At 37.4% G+C, this 15190-nt stretch carries 18 protein-coding genes; 5 read left to right on the top strand and 13 right to left on the bottom strand.

Annotated elements, in window-relative coordinates; translation table 11 throughout:
- Positions 1-16: 16 nt before the first annotated feature.
- On the bottom strand, positions 17-871 hold the full coding sequence (locus E0W68_RS07430; protein WP_135218796.1) for a DUF2911 domain-containing protein: 855 nt from the start codon (positions 869-871) through the stop codon (positions 17-19).
- Between the two features lie 146 nt (positions 872-1017).
- Between E0W68_RS07430 and E0W68_RS07425 the strand changes: the two genes are divergently transcribed.
- Complete coding sequence (locus E0W68_RS07425; protein ID WP_135218795.1) at positions 1018-1482, top strand: SRPBCC family protein; 465 nt, start codon at positions 1018-1020, stop codon at positions 1480-1482.
- A gap of 7 nt (positions 1483-1489) precedes the next feature.
- Positions 1490-2773, top strand: coding sequence for a cryptochrome/photolyase family protein (locus tag E0W68_RS07420; protein ID WP_135218794.1), 1284 nt, complete (start codon positions 1490-1492; stop codon positions 2771-2773).
- Position 2774: 1 nt separating this feature from the next.
- Here the strand turns inward: E0W68_RS07420 and E0W68_RS07415 are convergent, their stop codons facing one another.
- The 3 genes from E0W68_RS07415 to E0W68_RS07405 form a co-directional block, all read right to left on the bottom strand.
- On the bottom strand, positions 2775-3443 hold the full coding sequence (locus E0W68_RS07415) for an HAD family hydrolase (protein ID WP_135218793.1): 669 nt from the start codon (positions 3441-3443) through the stop codon (positions 2775-2777).
- The gene (locus E0W68_RS07410; protein ID WP_135218792.1) at positions 3440-4099 is read right to left on the bottom strand and encodes an HAD family hydrolase; all 660 of its coding nucleotides are present in this window, start codon (positions 4097-4099) and stop codon (positions 3440-3442) included. The genes E0W68_RS07415 and E0W68_RS07410 overlap by 4 nt, the downstream gene beginning before the upstream one ends.
- A gap of 70 nt (positions 4100-4169) precedes the next feature.
- Complete coding sequence (locus E0W68_RS07405) at positions 4170-4487, bottom strand: four-helix bundle copper-binding protein (protein WP_135218791.1); 318 nt, start codon at positions 4485-4487, stop codon at positions 4170-4172.
- Between the two features lie 158 nt (positions 4488-4645).
- Here E0W68_RS07405 and E0W68_RS07400 point away from each other — a divergent pair, with 158 nt between their 5' ends.
- From E0W68_RS07400 to E0W68_RS07390, 3 genes are read left to right on the top strand one after another with little or no spacing between them, the layout of a single operon-like run.
- Positions 4646-5188, top strand: coding sequence for an RNA polymerase sigma factor (locus E0W68_RS07400; protein ID WP_135218790.1), 543 nt, complete (start codon positions 4646-4648; stop codon positions 5186-5188).
- A gap of 30 nt (positions 5189-5218) precedes the next feature.
- Positions 5219-5629 carry a hypothetical protein gene (locus tag E0W68_RS07395; protein WP_135218789.1) on the top strand — a complete coding sequence of 137 codons (411 nt, stop codon included), beginning with the start codon at positions 5219-5221 and terminating at the stop codon, positions 5627-5629.
- A 4-nt stretch (positions 5630-5633) separates the two neighbouring features.
- On the top strand, positions 5634-6080 hold the full coding sequence (locus E0W68_RS07390; RefSeq protein WP_135218788.1) for a sensor of ECF-type sigma factor: 447 nt from the start codon (positions 5634-5636) through the stop codon (positions 6078-6080).
- Between the two features lie 34 nt (positions 6081-6114).
- Here E0W68_RS07390 and E0W68_RS07385 read toward each other — a convergent pair whose 3' ends face one another.
- The 9 genes from E0W68_RS07385 to E0W68_RS07345 form a co-directional block, all read right to left on the bottom strand.
- Positions 6115-7005, bottom strand: coding sequence for a Ppx/GppA phosphatase family protein (locus tag E0W68_RS07385; protein ID WP_135218787.1), 891 nt, complete (start codon positions 7003-7005; stop codon positions 6115-6117).
- Positions 7006-7073: 68 nt separating this feature from the next.
- Positions 7074-9182: a polyphosphate kinase 1 gene (gene ppk1 / locus E0W68_RS07380; RefSeq protein ID WP_135218786.1), complete on the bottom strand. Its 2109-nt coding sequence runs from the start codon at positions 9180-9182 to the stop codon at positions 7074-7076.
- A complete protein-coding gene (locus E0W68_RS07375) occupies positions 9148-9669 on the bottom strand; it encodes a SixA phosphatase family protein (protein ID WP_135218785.1) in 522 nt (173 codons plus the stop codon). The genes ppk1 and E0W68_RS07375 overlap by 35 nt, the downstream gene beginning before the upstream one ends.
- Before the next feature lie 95 nt (positions 9670-9764).
- Positions 9765-10409 (bottom strand): pyridoxamine 5'-phosphate oxidase, encoded by a 645-nt coding sequence (gene pdxH / locus E0W68_RS07370; protein ID WP_135218784.1) that lies wholly within the window; start codon positions 10407-10409, stop codon positions 9765-9767.
- Between the two features lie 107 nt (positions 10410-10516).
- Entirely contained in the window at positions 10517-11422 is a 906-nt protein-coding gene (locus tag E0W68_RS07365; protein WP_135218783.1) for a ribonuclease Z, read from the bottom strand.
- 46 nt (positions 11423-11468) lie between these two features.
- The gene (locus tag E0W68_RS07360) at positions 11469-11801 is read right to left on the bottom strand and encodes a ribonuclease Z (protein WP_135218782.1); all 333 of its coding nucleotides are present in this window, start codon (positions 11799-11801) and stop codon (positions 11469-11471) included.
- A 72-nt stretch (positions 11802-11873) separates the two neighbouring features.
- Entirely contained in the window at positions 11874-12800 is a 927-nt protein-coding gene (locus E0W68_RS07355; protein ID WP_135218781.1) for an aspartate carbamoyltransferase catalytic subunit, read from the bottom strand.
- 31 nt (positions 12801-12831) lie between these two features.
- The gene (gene pyrR / locus E0W68_RS07350) at positions 12832-13365 is read right to left on the bottom strand and encodes a bifunctional pyr operon transcriptional regulator/uracil phosphoribosyltransferase PyrR (RefSeq protein ID WP_135218780.1); all 534 of its coding nucleotides are present in this window, start codon (positions 13363-13365) and stop codon (positions 12832-12834) included.
- Between the two features lie 138 nt (positions 13366-13503).
- A complete protein-coding gene (locus E0W68_RS07345; protein ID WP_135218779.1) occupies positions 13504-15129 on the bottom strand; it encodes an ABC-F family ATP-binding cassette domain-containing protein in 1626 nt (541 codons plus the stop codon).
- Between the last annotated feature and the right edge of the window lie 61 nt (positions 15130-15190).

The following is a 15190-nucleotide window of genomic DNA, read 5'->3' as shown; positions in this document are numbered from 1 at the left end:
ATATATAATAATACCATTATTTTTTACTCCACTCCTGTATAGAATCTTTATTCATCTTTACATAATCGGCATTATTAGCTTTTTCAGCAGCGGCAAGCGACTGTTTTGCTGTTTCTACAGCTCCTTTTTTATCGCCAAGTTTAGCTTGTATAAGAGCCTTTTGTCTTAAATAGTAAAAAGGCACATCTTTTCCTTCAGGCGTTTTCTCTATGGCTTGGTTCATCCAAGATAAAGCTTTGTCAAGCTCTGTGTTAGATTGGTAATAGTATTGCGCAGCAGAAAACATATCACCGGCTGATGGTCCTGCCATAGCAGTTTCTATACTTTTCATTGCTGTTTTTTGCGTAGGAACTTCAATCTTAACCGAAACCATTGTTTTTTCCCAGGCAATTTCAAGGAAACCATAGTTATTATCAAGATTATTCATACCGATAGTAAGCGTTTCAATGTTTCTTGTTAAAAACTCAGGTTTAACAGTAACACGCAAAGCCTCTTTTTTAGAATCCCACTCCTCAGGAAGTCCCCAGTTATTAGTATCTGTATAAAATATAATATCCCAGTTATCCGCCTTTGGCTGTGTAAACAATGCATACTTTCCTGCTGCAAGTGTTTTACCGCCTATAACAACATCATCTGTAAATGAAATTGTAGTATTAGCATTTGCACCCGTTCTCCACATACGGCCAAAGGGCACTAACTCTCCATATACCGACCTGCCTTTTGCGCTTGGACGCGAATATTCAATTTTAACATCTGTTAATCCTACTGTTTGTTCAACAACAGTTTTAGGACTCGCCTGTGGCGTTTTTACTTGCGCCGAACCTATTGTAAACGCCAATAATAATGCACTCGTAATAAATAATTTTTTCATATCTGACTTTGTTTGTTGTTATATAAATTTACTTCGCGAAATTAATAATTAAAGGTTTTACAAGTGTTAAATGTATCAAAAAATCTTACATTTAAAGTTATTGTTATGTTCTTGTTGTATAACTTCACAACTTATAACTACCATATATGAAACTCTATTCTGTACATAAAAAACAACATCTGCCCATAACGCTGCAAGAGGCTTGGGACTTTATATCTGACCCCAAAAACCTTGCCGTTATAACTCCTGATTCGATGGGATTTAAAACATTATCAGGTGACGACCGTAAAATGTTTGCAGGGCAAATAATACATTATACTATATCGCCCCTGCTCGGGCTCAGGATGCAATGGGTAACCGAAATTACGCATGTGAAAGACCTTGAATTTTTTGTAGATGAGCAACGCTACGGTCCTTATAAGTTTTGGCACCATAAACATTTCATCAAAGAAATTCCGGGAGGTGTAGAAATGGAAGATATTGTCCATTATAAATTACCTATGGGAGTATTAGGCGATATGATGCACCCCGTTATGGTGAAACCCAAGCTGAAAGAAATTTTTGATTACAGAGAAAAGAAGCTCATAGATTTATTTGGTGAAATGAAATAGAAAGTTTATGACGATATTTTGGTTTAGGCGCGATTTGCGTTTGGAAGATAATGCAGGCTTATATAACGCTCTGACATCAGGGGATGATGTACTGCCCATCTTTATTTTTGATAAAAATATACTTAGCGAGCTACCCGAAGATGACGCACGGATAAGTTTTATACACAGCTTGTTACAGGAGCTACAAGAAAAACTTGCAAAGCACAACAGTTCATTAGCAGTGTTTTATGACACGCCCAAAAATGTATTTACAAAACTTGCTAAAGAACATGATATTAAAGCAGTATATACTAACCACGATTATGAACCCTATGCAATACAGCGCGATAAAGCTATAGCGGAACAACTGCAAAAGCAGAATATTACCTTCCGTACCTTTAAAGATCAGGTTACTTTTGAAAAAAATGAAGTGGTTAAAGATGATGGAAGCCCCTATGTGGTATATACTCCTTACATGAAAAAATGGAGAGAACATTTTAGTAAAACTGCCTTACCACACTATAATGTTGAAAGTAAAGCGACAACTTTGGCAAAGCACTCCCACCCTTTTTTGAGCCTGAAAGATATCGGATTTAAAGAAGCTGATATAAAGCCTGTTCCTTATACTATTTCTGATAAGCTAATTACTAATTATGAAGATACCCGCAATTTCCCTGCGATAGAAGGCACATCAAACATAAGTCCCTACCTGCGCTTTGGTGCCGTCAGTATTAGGGAAGTTATTAAAAAAGCGCTGCAAAGTGATAATCCTGTATTTATGAATGAGCTGATATGGCGCGAATTTTTTATGCAAATACTGTGGCATTATCCCGAAACCATAACCAAGAGCTTCCGCCCGAAATATGATACTATAAAATGGCGTAATAACGAAGAGGAATTTAAGGCATGGTGCATGGGCAAAACAGGCTACCCAATGGTAGATGCCGGCATGCGCGAGCTTAACGCAACAGGGCATATGCACAACAGGGTACGTATGGTAGTTGCCAGTTTTTTGTGTAAACACCTGCTTATAGACTGGCGATGGGGCGAAGCGTATTTTGCCAAGAAACTATTTGATTATGAGCAGTCCAGTAATGTGGGCAACTGGCAGTGGGCGGCAGGCAGCGGCGTAGATGCCGCACCTTATTTCAGGGTTTTTAATCCTACAGAACAGGCTAAAAAATTTGATAAGGACTTAAAGTATATCAAAAAATGGGTGCCTGAGTTTGAAGAACTCAGCTACCGCCCTATGGTTGACCATAAAGAAGCACGCGAACGCGCCCTTAAAGTATATAAAGAAGCTGTAGGATAAATTATAAAGCCGTTACCGATAATGATTTGATTTTGCTACTATTTAGCTGGGAAAAATCAGTAATTATATAATCTGCTTCACAGGTATCTTGTTGTATCGATAGCCCACTTGCATAACCTATACAGTATATCCCTGCTGCTTTGGCTGCCTTAATACCATTCGTACTATCCTCAATTACAATACATTCTTCTTTTGCAAAACCCGATTGCGCCACTGCTTCAATATAAATAGCGGGATGCGGTTTGGAAAACTCAAAATCTTCTCCGCTTAGTTTCCCATCAAAATAAGGGTGTAGCCCAAAACGGGTAAATACTTTTTCTATCTTTATATTAGATGCTGATGATGCCAATATGAGTTTAACACCATTGGCATGCAAATCGATAATCAGGTCTTTTACGCCCGGTAATAATGCAACATCATAACCGGTATCAAAGGCTTTAAAGTAATACTCATATTGCTTTTCCAGTAATTCTTCGTGTGTTAATGGTATATCATATAAGTCTTTTAGCTTAGCAACTATATTTTTATCCGAATTGCCTATAAAAGTATTATATACACTATCAGGCACAGTAATACCTAATGCCTTATACATTTCCTGATTGGCTTTATACCCCACAGGCTCTGTATTCACAATAACCCCGTCCATATCAAAAAGCACACACTTTATCATACAACAAGGTTTTTTACTTTTTCAAAATCCAGTTCATTAAAGTCGCTTATAACGATATCAGCCTCGGCAAGTTCCTGCATTTTTGAGTGTACACTGTTGTAACCAATACAGTAAAGCCCTGCTGCTTTAGCTGCCCTGATACCATTTGTACTGTCTTCTATCACTATACATTCCTGTTTAGGCATACCCGATAGTTCGGCAGCTTTCTCAAAAATGGCAGGATCCGGTTTCGATTTCGGAAAATCTTCACCACTCACTATATGCGAAAAATATTGGTGCAGGTTAAAACGGTTAAAAACCCGGTTTATAGTAACCTTAGAGGCAGAGGATGCCAGTATTAACTGCGCTCCATTTGCATGAAGATTCTCTATTAACTGTCGTACTCCGGGTAAAAGGTCTAAATCTTCTTTAGTATCAAAAGCATTATTAAACAGTTCTCGCTTGTGGTTTACAAGGTCTTCTATTTCATGCTCTAATCGAAAGGCTTCTTTCAGCTTTTGATATACATTTTTGGTAGAGTTTCCTGTAAAAGAGGCATATACGATATCGGAAACTTCTATTTCTAAATATTCAAAATGTTGCTGGTAAGCATAATAATGAACGGGCTCTGTATCTACAATTACCCCGTCCATATCAAATATAACGGTCTTTATCATAATAGGATTTAAAGTCGCAAATGTACAATTTACCTACATAACTCAAAAAGACTACTATATTAAGTTAATCTTAATAAGCCATACAAATTTCAGCACATTTACGACAGGTTTCGGCACACTCTCGGCAATGGTCATGATCATCACTAAATTTTTCGCACTCATCAGCACAGGCATTGCATATATCAGCGCATAACTTCATCAATTGTTGCTTAAATTCAGAATTTCGTTGTTCAAATTTTACACACAAGGCGCAAATCTCCGCACAATCCCTGCAAAGGGAAATACAGCGTAAGTGGTTTTCATCTAACATATTTATACACTCTGTTGCGCAATTTTCGCATGCCGAAAAACAGTCAAGGCAGGCATCTATCATCGATTGATTTTTCATGATATATTTTATTTAATGATTAGTATATTGTAAATATAAAACACTAATTATCAATAAATTACAATAACACGTTAAACATTTCTAAATACAATTATAAAATAACGGCTATTAAACCTTTTAGTGTAACTTTAGTCATAGTTATATACCGTATCAAAAACTTGGAGGACGAAAAGGCTTTTATATCAGAATTACTAAACCCGGCAACACAGAATGCTGCGTTTCGGCAACTTATGGCGCAATATGGCAGACCATTGTACAGTCATATTCGTAATATAGTAATAGATCACGACGATACTGATGATGTGTTACAGAATACTTTTATTAAAGTTTTTAAAAATCTGCCTGATTTTAAAGGTGAAAGCAAACTTTTTTCGTGGATGTACCGAATAGCGACTAATGAGGCAATAACGTTTATAAACCAACGGGCAAAAAAATCAGGTATTACTAATGAGGAAGTCCGGCAAAAGGCTGTACAAAACCTGCAAGCCGATACATATTTTGAAGGGGATGCATTGCAAATACAGCTACAACAAGCCGTAGCAACATTACCCGAAAAGCAGCAACTTGTTTTTAAGATGAAATATTTTGAAGATTTAAAGTATGAAGAAATATCGGAAATAGTGGGTACATCGGTAGGAGCATTAAAAGCATCGTACCATCATGCAGTAAAAAAAATAGAAGAATATATTAACGCGCTTTAAACCATTTATGTAGCATTAAGTCATACTATTATGAAAAATTTTAAATTGGATAATGAGCCTAAAATAAATTCGGGATTTAAAGCCCCCGACGATTATTTTAGTACCCTTACCGATATCGTATTGCAAAAATTACCACAACAGGAAACAAAAGTAATACCGTTATACAGAAAAAAACCGGTGTGGCTATCGGCTGCTGCAATATTTATGATACTCATAGGGGGTAGCCTCTTTTTCAAATTAAACACAACAACTGCGCAGCCGGATTCTACCGCTATAGAAAACTATCTGGTATATCAATCCAGTATTAGCGAATATGACTTATACCAAAAACTTGATGCCGATGATATAGCGGAACTTGAACAATCTATAGGTGTAAGTAATGAGGCTATTGAAGATTACATCAGCACTCAAAATAATTATGATATTTATTTAACAGAATAACATTATGAAAACAAAGTTTTTACTCGCCTTACTGCTACTCTTTTCTTATAACATGCAAAGCCAGGGTTATAAAGAGAGAAGAGAGCAAATAAAAGCGTTAAAAGTATCATTCATTACCACAGAGTTAAGCCTTACCAGTGATGAAGCCGCTAAGTTTTGGCCTGTTTATAATACTTTTGAAGAAAAAGAGTTTGAAATAAAACATAACAAAATACGAAAACTGGTAAAGCAGCTTGATGAGAAGGGTATTGATAAAATGTCGGATAAAGAAGCAATGACTTGTTTAAACCAACTTGAAACTGCTGACGAAGAACTGTTTTTGCTGAAACAAAAATTAGTTAATGACCTTAAAACAATAATAAGCCCTGTGAAAATTTTGAAGCTGAAAAAAGCTGAAAAAGATTTTGACAGGAAACTACTTGAAAAATACAGGCAACGGAAAAGAAATTAATAAAAAAGAGGCGGTATAACCGCCTCTTTTTTATTTATATTTTACCGTAATACATTGCTTTCACGATACCGTCTGCCAGTCCTATTTTAGGCACATATATATTGCGGGCGCCACTCCACTTCATAGCGTTAAGGTATATTCTGGTGGCATAAATAATAACATCTGCACGGTCAGGATTAAGCTCCAGCTCCGATATGCGCTGCTCATAAGTCAAACTGTTAAGAAACTGATATTGCGAGTTTATATAGAAATAGGATAAGGGTAAGTCCTGCTTTTTACCCGACATTTTAAATAACTTATTAATATTACCGCCCGAACCTACCAAAATAACATTATCATACGGCTCAGTAACGGCTTTAATCCATTTTTCTATCTCCTGCCACACAACCTCATTTACCATATTGTTAAGCAAGCGCACTGTACCATTTTTAAACGATCGTGAGGCTACTATCTTACCATTGGAAAATAACGAAAACTCGGTACTGCCACCACCCACATCTACAAAAAGATAGATTTGGTCGGGCTTTATAAACTGTTTCAGGTCTGTCGATGCTATTATGGCAGCTTCCCTTTTACCATCTATAATCTCTATATTTATGTCTGTTTCACGCGCTATCAGGTCAGCCACTTCTTTACCGTTATAAGCCTCGCGCATAGCCGATGTTGCACATGCCATATAGCGTTCCACCCTGTGTACTTTCATCAACAATTTATAGGCCTTCATAGCATCTATCATACGCTCGATGCTTTCTTCAGCTATCTCACCTACGGTAAAAGCGTCCTGACCTAAACGTATGGGTACACGAACCAATGAACTTTTATTAAACTGGGTTTCTTTTCCTTCCTGCTCTACAATATTGGTTACCAAAAGCCGCATGGCGTTAGAACCTATATCAATAGCAGCATATTTTTTTATATTAATCATGTTTGTAAATATGAGGAAAATTTCGGTTATCTACAATCAAAGTAAAATAACCCAATTATTTACCTCAGTTATAATTGTTCATAAATAACTTCCAGCTTGTTGCGGTAGTAATTGTAGGTTTCAAGCTGTGCCCTGAATACTTTGGCATTGTTTCTCCTACGGTACTCGTTATCTAATGATTCCGAATGCAATCTGGCTTTAACATTCCCCTTCCATCCTATCTCAAAGGTATCTATCAGCTCCTGCTTAATTTCCTCGTCATAGATAGGGCAGGTTACCTCTACCCTCGCATCAAGATTTCGCGTCATAAAATCGGCTGACGAAATATATACTTCAGGATCTCCTGAATTAGCAAAAATGTATATTCTGGAATGCTCCAAATAATTATCTACAATACTTATAGCCTCTATATTTTCACTCATACCCTCAATACCGGGTATCAGGCAACATATACCTCTGATGATAAGTTGTATCCTTACCCCTTCTCTACTGGCTTCATATAGCTTATCTATCATTCTAAAATCAGTAAGGCTATTCATTTTCAGCTTAATATAAGCTTCTTTACCTGCAATGGCATTGAGTATCTCCTTATCTATCAGTTTATAAAACTTTGTTCGGGCATACTGTGGCGATACCAAAAGGTGTTTGTAACGGTTAATGCGGTAATTAACATCAAAGAAATCGAATATTTTACTTACCTCTTTCATTATCTGCTGATGGCTTGTAAGCAAAGTAACATCAGTATATATCTTGGCGGTAGATTCGTTAAAATTACCTGTAGATATAAAACCGTAGCGTTTTACTTTTTTCTCCTCAACCCGTTCTACTACGCATACTTTACTGTGTACTTTTAATCCTTTTACTCCAAATATAAGGTTGATGCCTTCGGATTGCATTACCTCGGCATACGATATGTTACTTGCCTCGTCAAAACGCGCCTGTAGTTCTATCTGTACTGTAACTTTTTTACCATTTTTAGCGGCATTAATGAGCGAGCTTATTATCTGCGAATTTTTTGCCAGCCTGTACAATGTTATTTTTATAGAAATAACCTTCGGGTCTAATGCTGCCTCGCGCAAAAACTTAATAACGTAGGCAAAGGACTGGTATGGCGCATAGATAAGGTAGTCTTTCTTTTTCATCTTCTGTACAATGCTTCCTTCAAGACTTAATCCGTTAACCGGTAAAGGATAGTTTTGTTTGTATGTCAAATTATCCATACCCAGTGTAGGAAAGCTCATATAATCCCTACGATTATGATACCTGCCTCCGGGAATAATACTATCCGTAGAGTCAATACCCATGCGCTTCAGGAAAAAAGCCAATGTATCATCTTCTATAGACTGGTCGTAAACAAAACGAACCGGCTCGCCCACGCGGCGGTCTAAAATTCCTTTGGATATTTTTTCCATAAGGCTTTTACTCTGGTCGCTGTCTATCTCCAATTCTGCATCACGTGTTATTTTAATCATGTGTGCAGAGACTGTTTCATATTTAAAAATATTAAATATATTATGCAGATTATAGCGTATAACATCATCCAAAAGGATAATGTACTTGTTTTCGTTATCCGAAGGTAATACCAAAAAACGGTTTATTGTTTTTGGCATTTCGATTACAGCATAGCGTACTTCTTTTTTACTGTCAGGTTTATCTGTAAGTGCATTGGGTTTCATTACCAGCTTTACAGCCAGATAACCCGAAGCATCTTTGAGCAACGGAAATTCATCAAGGTCGTTAAGTATAATAGTAACCAGTTCGGGGCTTACTTTTTGTATAAAAAAATCTTTTATAAAAGCTCCCTGCTCTTTAGATACCTCTGATTCGTTGAGGATATAAACATTCTCTTTTTGGAGTTCTTTTTCTATAATACTAAGTATGCGAAGGCTTTCCGATTGTTGCTCGATAACAATTTCGGTAATTTCTTTCAATAATTTATCTGCCGTAATACCTCCTAAAATCTTCTCTCCTGTGTTTCCTTCCAGGCTCAGTCTTCGGATAGCGGCATAACGCACTCTGAAAAATTCATCTAAATTATTAGAAAATATACCCAAAAAACGAAGTCTGTCTAAAAGCGGTACATTTTCATCGGCAGCCTCTTGTAATACTCTGGCGTTAAATGCCAGCCAGCTTTTCTCTCTGTCAATATACCTGTTTACCGGTGAATGGTGAATCATATTTCTTTAAATCTCGTGGAAATAATAGCTTTTCTGTTTTTCCTTTTTTTAAGTCTTTCCATTCGGTTTCGTTGAATGTAAGATATACAAAGCCGGATGTAGGAACATTCGCTACATCTTGGCTTCCAAAGGTATTAACAAAATTAGTAATTGCATCATTATGTCCAAAAAGAATTAAGTTATCATATTGGTTATCGCAACTTTTTATTATCCTTTCAAGTACCTTTTCATCAAATGTATAAAGCTCATCTTTAAAAATAATAGTGTCCTGAGGTATCGAAAGGGTTTCGGCAAATATATAGGCTGTATTTTTAGCACGCTGTGCGGTGCTGCTCCATACTATATAAGACTCCGGGAGATAATGTTCTATGTTGGCAGCCATAAGGTGCGCATCGTTAATCCCTCGTGTAGATAGTGGTCTGTCCTTATCGATTAAAGGAGCATCCCAACTGGACTTTGCATGGCGTATTAGGATTAATTTTTTCATTATCTTACTTTATTTACATTAATAATCAAAAACTTAAATATCCTAAAAAAACTAATACAAATAACATTATCAGCCGTTAATTTGGTATTAAAATTTTAAGGAGCGAGCCTTTTTATCTTCCAAATAAAATCTTCCTGTGCTGCATAGAGTATTCTGTCGTGCAGTCTGTTTGCCCTGCCTTGCCAAAACTCTACCGAAACAGGCTTTACAATATAACCGCCCCAATATTCCGGTCGGGGTACATCTTTGCCTTCATATTCTTTTTCCAGTAATGTAAGTTTTTCCTCCAGATAAGCGCGCGAGGGTATTATTTCGCTTTGTGGCGATACTACTGCGCCAAGCCTGCTGCCCAAAGGTCTGCTCTCAAAATAACCGTCAGAAAGATTAGGGGCTATCTTCTCTGCTATGCCTTTTATGATTACCTGGCGTTCCTGCTCATGCCAAAAAAATGACAGACAAACATTGGGGTTTTGGGCTATTGCCTTTCCTTTTTCTGAGGTGTAGTTAGTATAAAAAATAAAACCTTCGTATGTAAATTGTTTCAACAGTACTATTCTCGACTTTGGAAACCCATCCAGCCCTATAGTGGATAGTGTCATAGCATTTACTTCAACAGAGCCTTCAAATGCCTCAGCTTCTACAAACCAGTTTCTGAAGAGTGTTATAGGGTCTTCCGGCAAGCCCTGCTCAGCAAGCTCGCTTTTTTCATAAGATTTTCTATAATTACTAAGGTCTTTCATAAGAATACTTACGTATTTGTATTGTTATATCGTTGGATTGTCAGATTATCGGATATTCGGATTGCCGTACTTGCTAAGTTACGCATTATTTTAGCTGTAATATAGAACTACAATTTAAATACTTTTCCGTCGTCAGCAAGCTCTGTATTTTCAAAAACAGTAGCTGCTTCTTCTTTAAAGAGTTCTATATTACCGTATCGTGTAGAGAAATGTCCTAATATCAACTTCCCGGCATTAGCTTGTTTTGCTATAGCTGCTGCCTGCCTTGCCGTAGCGTGCATAGTACGTTCGCACAAATGGGCTTCTGATTCTAAGAATGTACTTTCGTGATACAACACATCAACATTATTAATAATGGGTACTATTGCTTCATTATACACAGTATCTGAACAAAAAGCATAGCTTTTTGGCGCAGGTGGGTCAAAAGTCAGTTCCTTATTAGGTATTGTTCTACCATCATCCAATGTAATATCGCTACCGGACTTAATTTTTTGGTAATAGCAGGTTTCAATTTTATACTTCTGCACTGCTTCTATATTCAGTTTTCTATCATCCGGTTTTTCAGTAAATAGATAACCATTGGTATAAACACGATGTATGAGTGGTATAGTGGTAACCACCACTTTATCATCTTCAAAAACAACTTGTGATTCTTTGGATTCTAACTCATGGAAATACAGGTTATAGCCTGTATAAGAATTAGATAATTTTAACTGTAACAGCGTAACCTCTTTTATACCTTTTGGTCCATATACATGCAGGTCGTTTTGTCTGTTTAGCAGTGCGAAGGTAGATACTAAACCTATAAGCCCATAAAAATGGTCGCCGTGAAGGTGTGATATGAATATGTGGTTTATTTTAGAAAATCGCAGTTTGTTTTTTCGTAATTGTACTTGTGTGCCTTCGCCACAATCAATAAGAAACATTCTGTTTTTCATTTCCAATACCTGCGCAGTAGGATTGGTTAAAGACCGCGGGGTTGCCGCATAGCAACCTAATATAGTTAAATTCATTAGCTTTCTTTATGCCATGCAACAAAAACAGTAAACAGGCAAATTATTAAAATCCTAGATCGCGCTCTATTTCCTCCATTTCTATTATATCCTGCGCTTCAAGCACTGTAGGTACAATAGTCATTTCATCGGGAGCTTCATTAAAGTCAAAATCGTTTACTACAATAACAAATGATTTTTTGGCTTTGCGATGCTGATTGGATAGTGTAAGAAAAGATAACACCTGCTGCAACGCCAAAGTATCATATTGGGTAAGGTCGATAATAATATTAAAATTATTGAAGCTGTTATAACCAGAAGTTACTTTTTCCAGAAAAGCAGGAATATCTCCCTGTGTATCTTTAATGCTTACAGTATGTCCTTTTTCTTCTACTTTCATTATGATGTAATTGTTATTACTAAAATAGTGTTTTATTACTTTTTAATGTTAAACTATTTTTAAGAAAATTACTTATTTTATTTTAGATGCCAACAGATAGGTAACCGCCATACGTACAGCCACACCGTTTTCTACCTGCTCTAATATTACTGATTGCTGCGAATCGGCCACATCGCTGGTAATCTCTACCCCTCTGTTTATAGGGCCGGGATGCATAACAATAATTTCTTTATCCAGCGAATCGAGCAATGCTTTATCTACACCATACTGTTGAGCATACTCTCTTGTTGACGGAAAATAGTTTACATCCAGCCTTTCATTTTGTACCCTTAGCATGTTGGCAACATCGCACCATTCTAACGCTTTGCGAAGGTTAGGTTCTACCGTTACCCCCAACGATTCTATATACTTTGGCATTAATGTTTTAGGACCGCATACTTTTACCTCTGCTCCTTGCATTTGCAAAGCAAAAATATTAGATAATGCTACACGCGAGTGCAGTATATCGCCTACTATTACTACTTTCTTCCCTCCTACATCGCCCAAGCGTTCACGAATGGTGTATGAATCTAATAACGCCTGTGTAGGATGCTCGTGCGCGCCGTCGCCTGCATTGATTATACTTGCACTTACATTTTTAGAAAGAAAATGGGCTGCGCCGGGACGTTCATGGCGCATTACTACCATATCTACTTTCATAGACAGGATGTTGTTTACCGTATCAATGAGGGTTTCCCCTTTTTTAACAGAGGATTGTGCTGCCGAGAAACTGATAACATCGGCAGAGAGCCTTTTTTGTGCCAGCTCAAACGAAAGTTTGGTGCGGGTGCTGTTTTCAAAAAATATATTGGCTATGGTAATGTCCCTCAGCGAGGGTACTTTTTTTATGGGGCGGTTAATTACTTCTTTAAACTGGTCGGCTGTCTCAAAAATAAGGTCTATATCATTTTTTGTGATATACTTTATGCCAAGCAGGTGATTAACGCTTAATTCTTTCATTTGTTGTAGTTGTGTTGCTGATCTGAATACCTTAAATTAAATAAACACTATCCTCTCCGTCATTTTCTTTCCAGGTTACTTTTACCTTTTCATTGTTAATGGCATCTACCTGCCTTCCTCTGTAGTCTGGCTGTATGGGCAGGTGGCGACTAAAACGACGATCGATGAGCACGAGCAGCTCTATTACCGATGGTCGCCCGAATGATTGTATTGCTGTAAGTGCCGATCGTATGCTGCGCCCTGTATAAAGCACATCGTCTATAAATACTACCTTTTTATTTTCTACCAAAAAGTCTATTTGGGTTTTGTTGGCTTCCAATGGTTTCTCTGAACGGCGGAAATCGTCCCTGAAAAAAGTTATATCCAAAAAACCAAGCGATACATCTTTCACATTGTACTCCTGTTCTAGTACCTGTTTTATACGTTCGGCTAAAAAACGACCTCGGGGTTGCAACCCTATTAAGATAGTATCTTTAAAATCGAGATGATTTTCTATTAACTGGCACGCCAAACGATGTAAGATGATATTGACTTCACGTGAAGTAAGCAATATTTTCTGGCTCATAATGCGGTATTGTGTTTGATTTGTAAAAGTAGCAAAATTTTAAATGCCGTAAAACTTCACCAAGTAATAAATTGAGTATAGATTATATTAATTCCAAAAAAAAATCCCGGGAAGTTATCCCGGGATTTTGTATGTAATTTAGACTGTATACATTTTCTTCCTCAATTCCTTTACCTTTTCATCATCAAGATAATCGTCAAATGTCATATAGCGGTCTATAGCGCCGTTTGGTGTAATTTCTAATACTCTGTTGGCAACTGTTTGTGCAAACTCGTGGTCATGGGTTGTAAACAGTACCGAACCCTTAAAGTTTTTTAATGAGTTATTAAAGGCTGTGATACTCTCCAGGTCAAGGTGATTGGTTGGTTCATCAAGCATTAATACATTGGCACGCATCATCATCATGCGCGACAGCATACAACGTACTTTTTCTCCTCCTGACAGCACCCTGCCTGTTTTAAGCGCTTCTTCTCCGCTAAATATCATTTTACCCAAAAAACCGCGTACATAAACTTCGTCACGCTCTTCTTCAGTTGTTGCCCATTGGCGTAGCCAATCTACCAAAGTAAGGTCATTTTCAAAAAACGAATGATTATCGGACGGCAGGTAGGATTGTGTTGTGGTAATACCCCATTCAAACTTACCTGTATCGGGCTTCATATTATTGTTTAATATTTCATAAAAGGCGGTTGTAGCACGCGAGTCTTTAGAAAAGATAACGACTTTATCGCCCTTTGCCATGTTAAGGTCAACATTTTTAAAAAGCAACTCCCCGTCTATAGAAGCGCTAAGGTCGGTTACATTAAGTATCTGGTCGCCCGCTTCACGATCCTGATCGAATATAATGGCAGGATATCTTCTGCTCGATGGTTTAATATCATCTACCTTTAGCTTTTCAAGCATTTTTTTACGGCTGGTAGCTTGCTTGGATTTTGCAACATTCGCGCTAAAACGCATAATAAATTCCTGAAGCTCTTTTTTCTTCTCTTCCGCTTTTTTATTCTGCTGTGCTCTTTGTCTTGCCGCAAGCTGGCTGGACTCGTACCAAAAGGTGTAGTTACCTGAATATTGATTCATTTTTCCAAAATCAATATCTGATATGTGTGTGCAAACCGCATCCAGAAAGTGACGGTCGTGCGATACTACTATAACGGTATTATCATAATTTGCAAGAAAGTTTTCCAACCACGCTATGGTTTCAAAATCCAGGTCGTTGGTAGGCTCATCCATTATCAATACATCAGGATTTCCAAAAAGTGCTTGCGCCAAAAGTACACGCACCTTTAGTTTACTATCCATATCTTCCATTGGGGTGTAGTGATATTCTTCGCCAATGCCAAGGCTGGACAGTAGTGTGGCAGCGTCAGAGTCGGCATTCCAACCGTTCATCTCTTCAAAAACTACCTGAAGTTCGCCCACTCTTTCAGCATCTTTATCTGAAAAATCAGGTTTCAGGTATATCTCATCCATCTCTTTTTTTACTGCATATAGGGTTTTATTACCCATCATTACCGTTTCTAACACGGTGTACTCGTCAAACATATTATGGTTCTGGCTAAGGACTGACATCCTTTTGCCCGGTTCTAAATGTACGTGCCCTGATGTCGGGTCTATATCTCCGGCAAGTATTTTGAGAAAAGTAGATTTTCCTGCGCCATTAGCCCCGATAATTCCGTAACAGTTACCTTGTGTAAAGGATGTGTTTACTTCGTCGAATAATATTCGCTTACCGAATTGTACAGATAAATTTGAAACTGAAAGCATGCTTTGTTATTTTTTTGCAAAAGTATAAAAAATAGGACACTATTGTGGTGCGTAAAATATA

The sequence above is a fragment of the Flavobacterium salilacus subsp. salilacus genome, assembly GCF_004634195.1.
GTDB lineage: Bacteria > Bacteroidota > Bacteroidia > Flavobacteriales > Flavobacteriaceae > Flavobacterium > Flavobacterium salilacus.
This window is presented reverse-complemented; position numbering and strand designations above follow the sequence as displayed.

Coding starts and splice junctions, on each gene's coding strand:
- E0W68_RS07430 (WP_135218796.1), bottom strand. CDS start 871: ATGAAAAAATTATTTATTACGAGTGCATTATTATTGGCGTTTACAATA.
- E0W68_RS07425 (WP_135218795.1), top strand. CDS start 1,018: ATGAAACTCTATTCTGTACATAAAAAACAACATCTGCCCATAACGCTG.
- E0W68_RS07420 (WP_135218794.1), top strand. CDS start 1,490: ATGACGATATTTTGGTTTAGGCGCGATTTGCGTTTGGAAGATAATGCA.
- E0W68_RS07415 (WP_135218793.1), bottom strand. CDS start 3,443: ATGATAAAGTGTGTGCTTTTTGATATGGACGGGGTTATTGTGAATACA.
- E0W68_RS07410 (WP_135218792.1), bottom strand. CDS start 4,099: ATGATAAAGACCGTTATATTTGATATGGACGGGGTAATTGTAGATACA.
- E0W68_RS07405 (WP_135218791.1), bottom strand. CDS start 4,487: ATGAAAAATCAATCGATGATAGATGCCTGCCTTGACTGTTTTTCGGCA.
- E0W68_RS07395 (WP_135218789.1), top strand. CDS start 5,219: ATGAAAAATTTTAAATTGGATAATGAGCCTAAAATAAATTCGGGATTT.
- E0W68_RS07390 (WP_135218788.1), top strand. CDS start 5,634: ATGAAAACAAAGTTTTTACTCGCCTTACTGCTACTCTTTTCTTATAAC.
- E0W68_RS07385 (WP_135218787.1), bottom strand. CDS start 7,005: ATGATTAATATAAAAAAATATGCTGCTATTGATATAGGTTCTAACGCC.
- ppk1 (WP_135218786.1), bottom strand. CDS start 9,182: ATGATTCACCATTCACCGGTAAACAGGTATATTGACAGAGAGAAAAGC.
- E0W68_RS07375 (WP_135218785.1), bottom strand. CDS start 9,669: ATGAAAAAATTAATCCTAATACGCCATGCAAAGTCCAGTTGGGATGCT.
- pdxH (WP_135218784.1), bottom strand. CDS start 10,409: ATGAAAGACCTTAGTAATTATAGAAAATCTTATGAAAAAAGCGAGCTT.
- E0W68_RS07365 (WP_135218783.1), bottom strand. CDS start 11,422: ATGAATTTAACTATATTAGGTTGCTATGCGGCAACCCCGCGGTCTTTA.
- E0W68_RS07360 (WP_135218782.1), bottom strand. CDS start 11,801: ATGAAAGTAGAAGAAAAAGGACATACTGTAAGCATTAAAGATACACAG.
- E0W68_RS07355 (WP_135218781.1), bottom strand. CDS start 12,800: ATGAAAGAATTAAGCGTTAATCACCTGCTTGGCATAAAGTATATCACA.
- pyrR (WP_135218780.1), bottom strand. CDS start 13,365: ATGAGCCAGAAAATATTGCTTACTTCACGTGAAGTCAATATCATCTTA.
- E0W68_RS07345 (WP_135218779.1), bottom strand. CDS start 15,129: ATGCTTTCAGTTTCAAATTTATCTGTACAATTCGGTAAGCGAATATTA.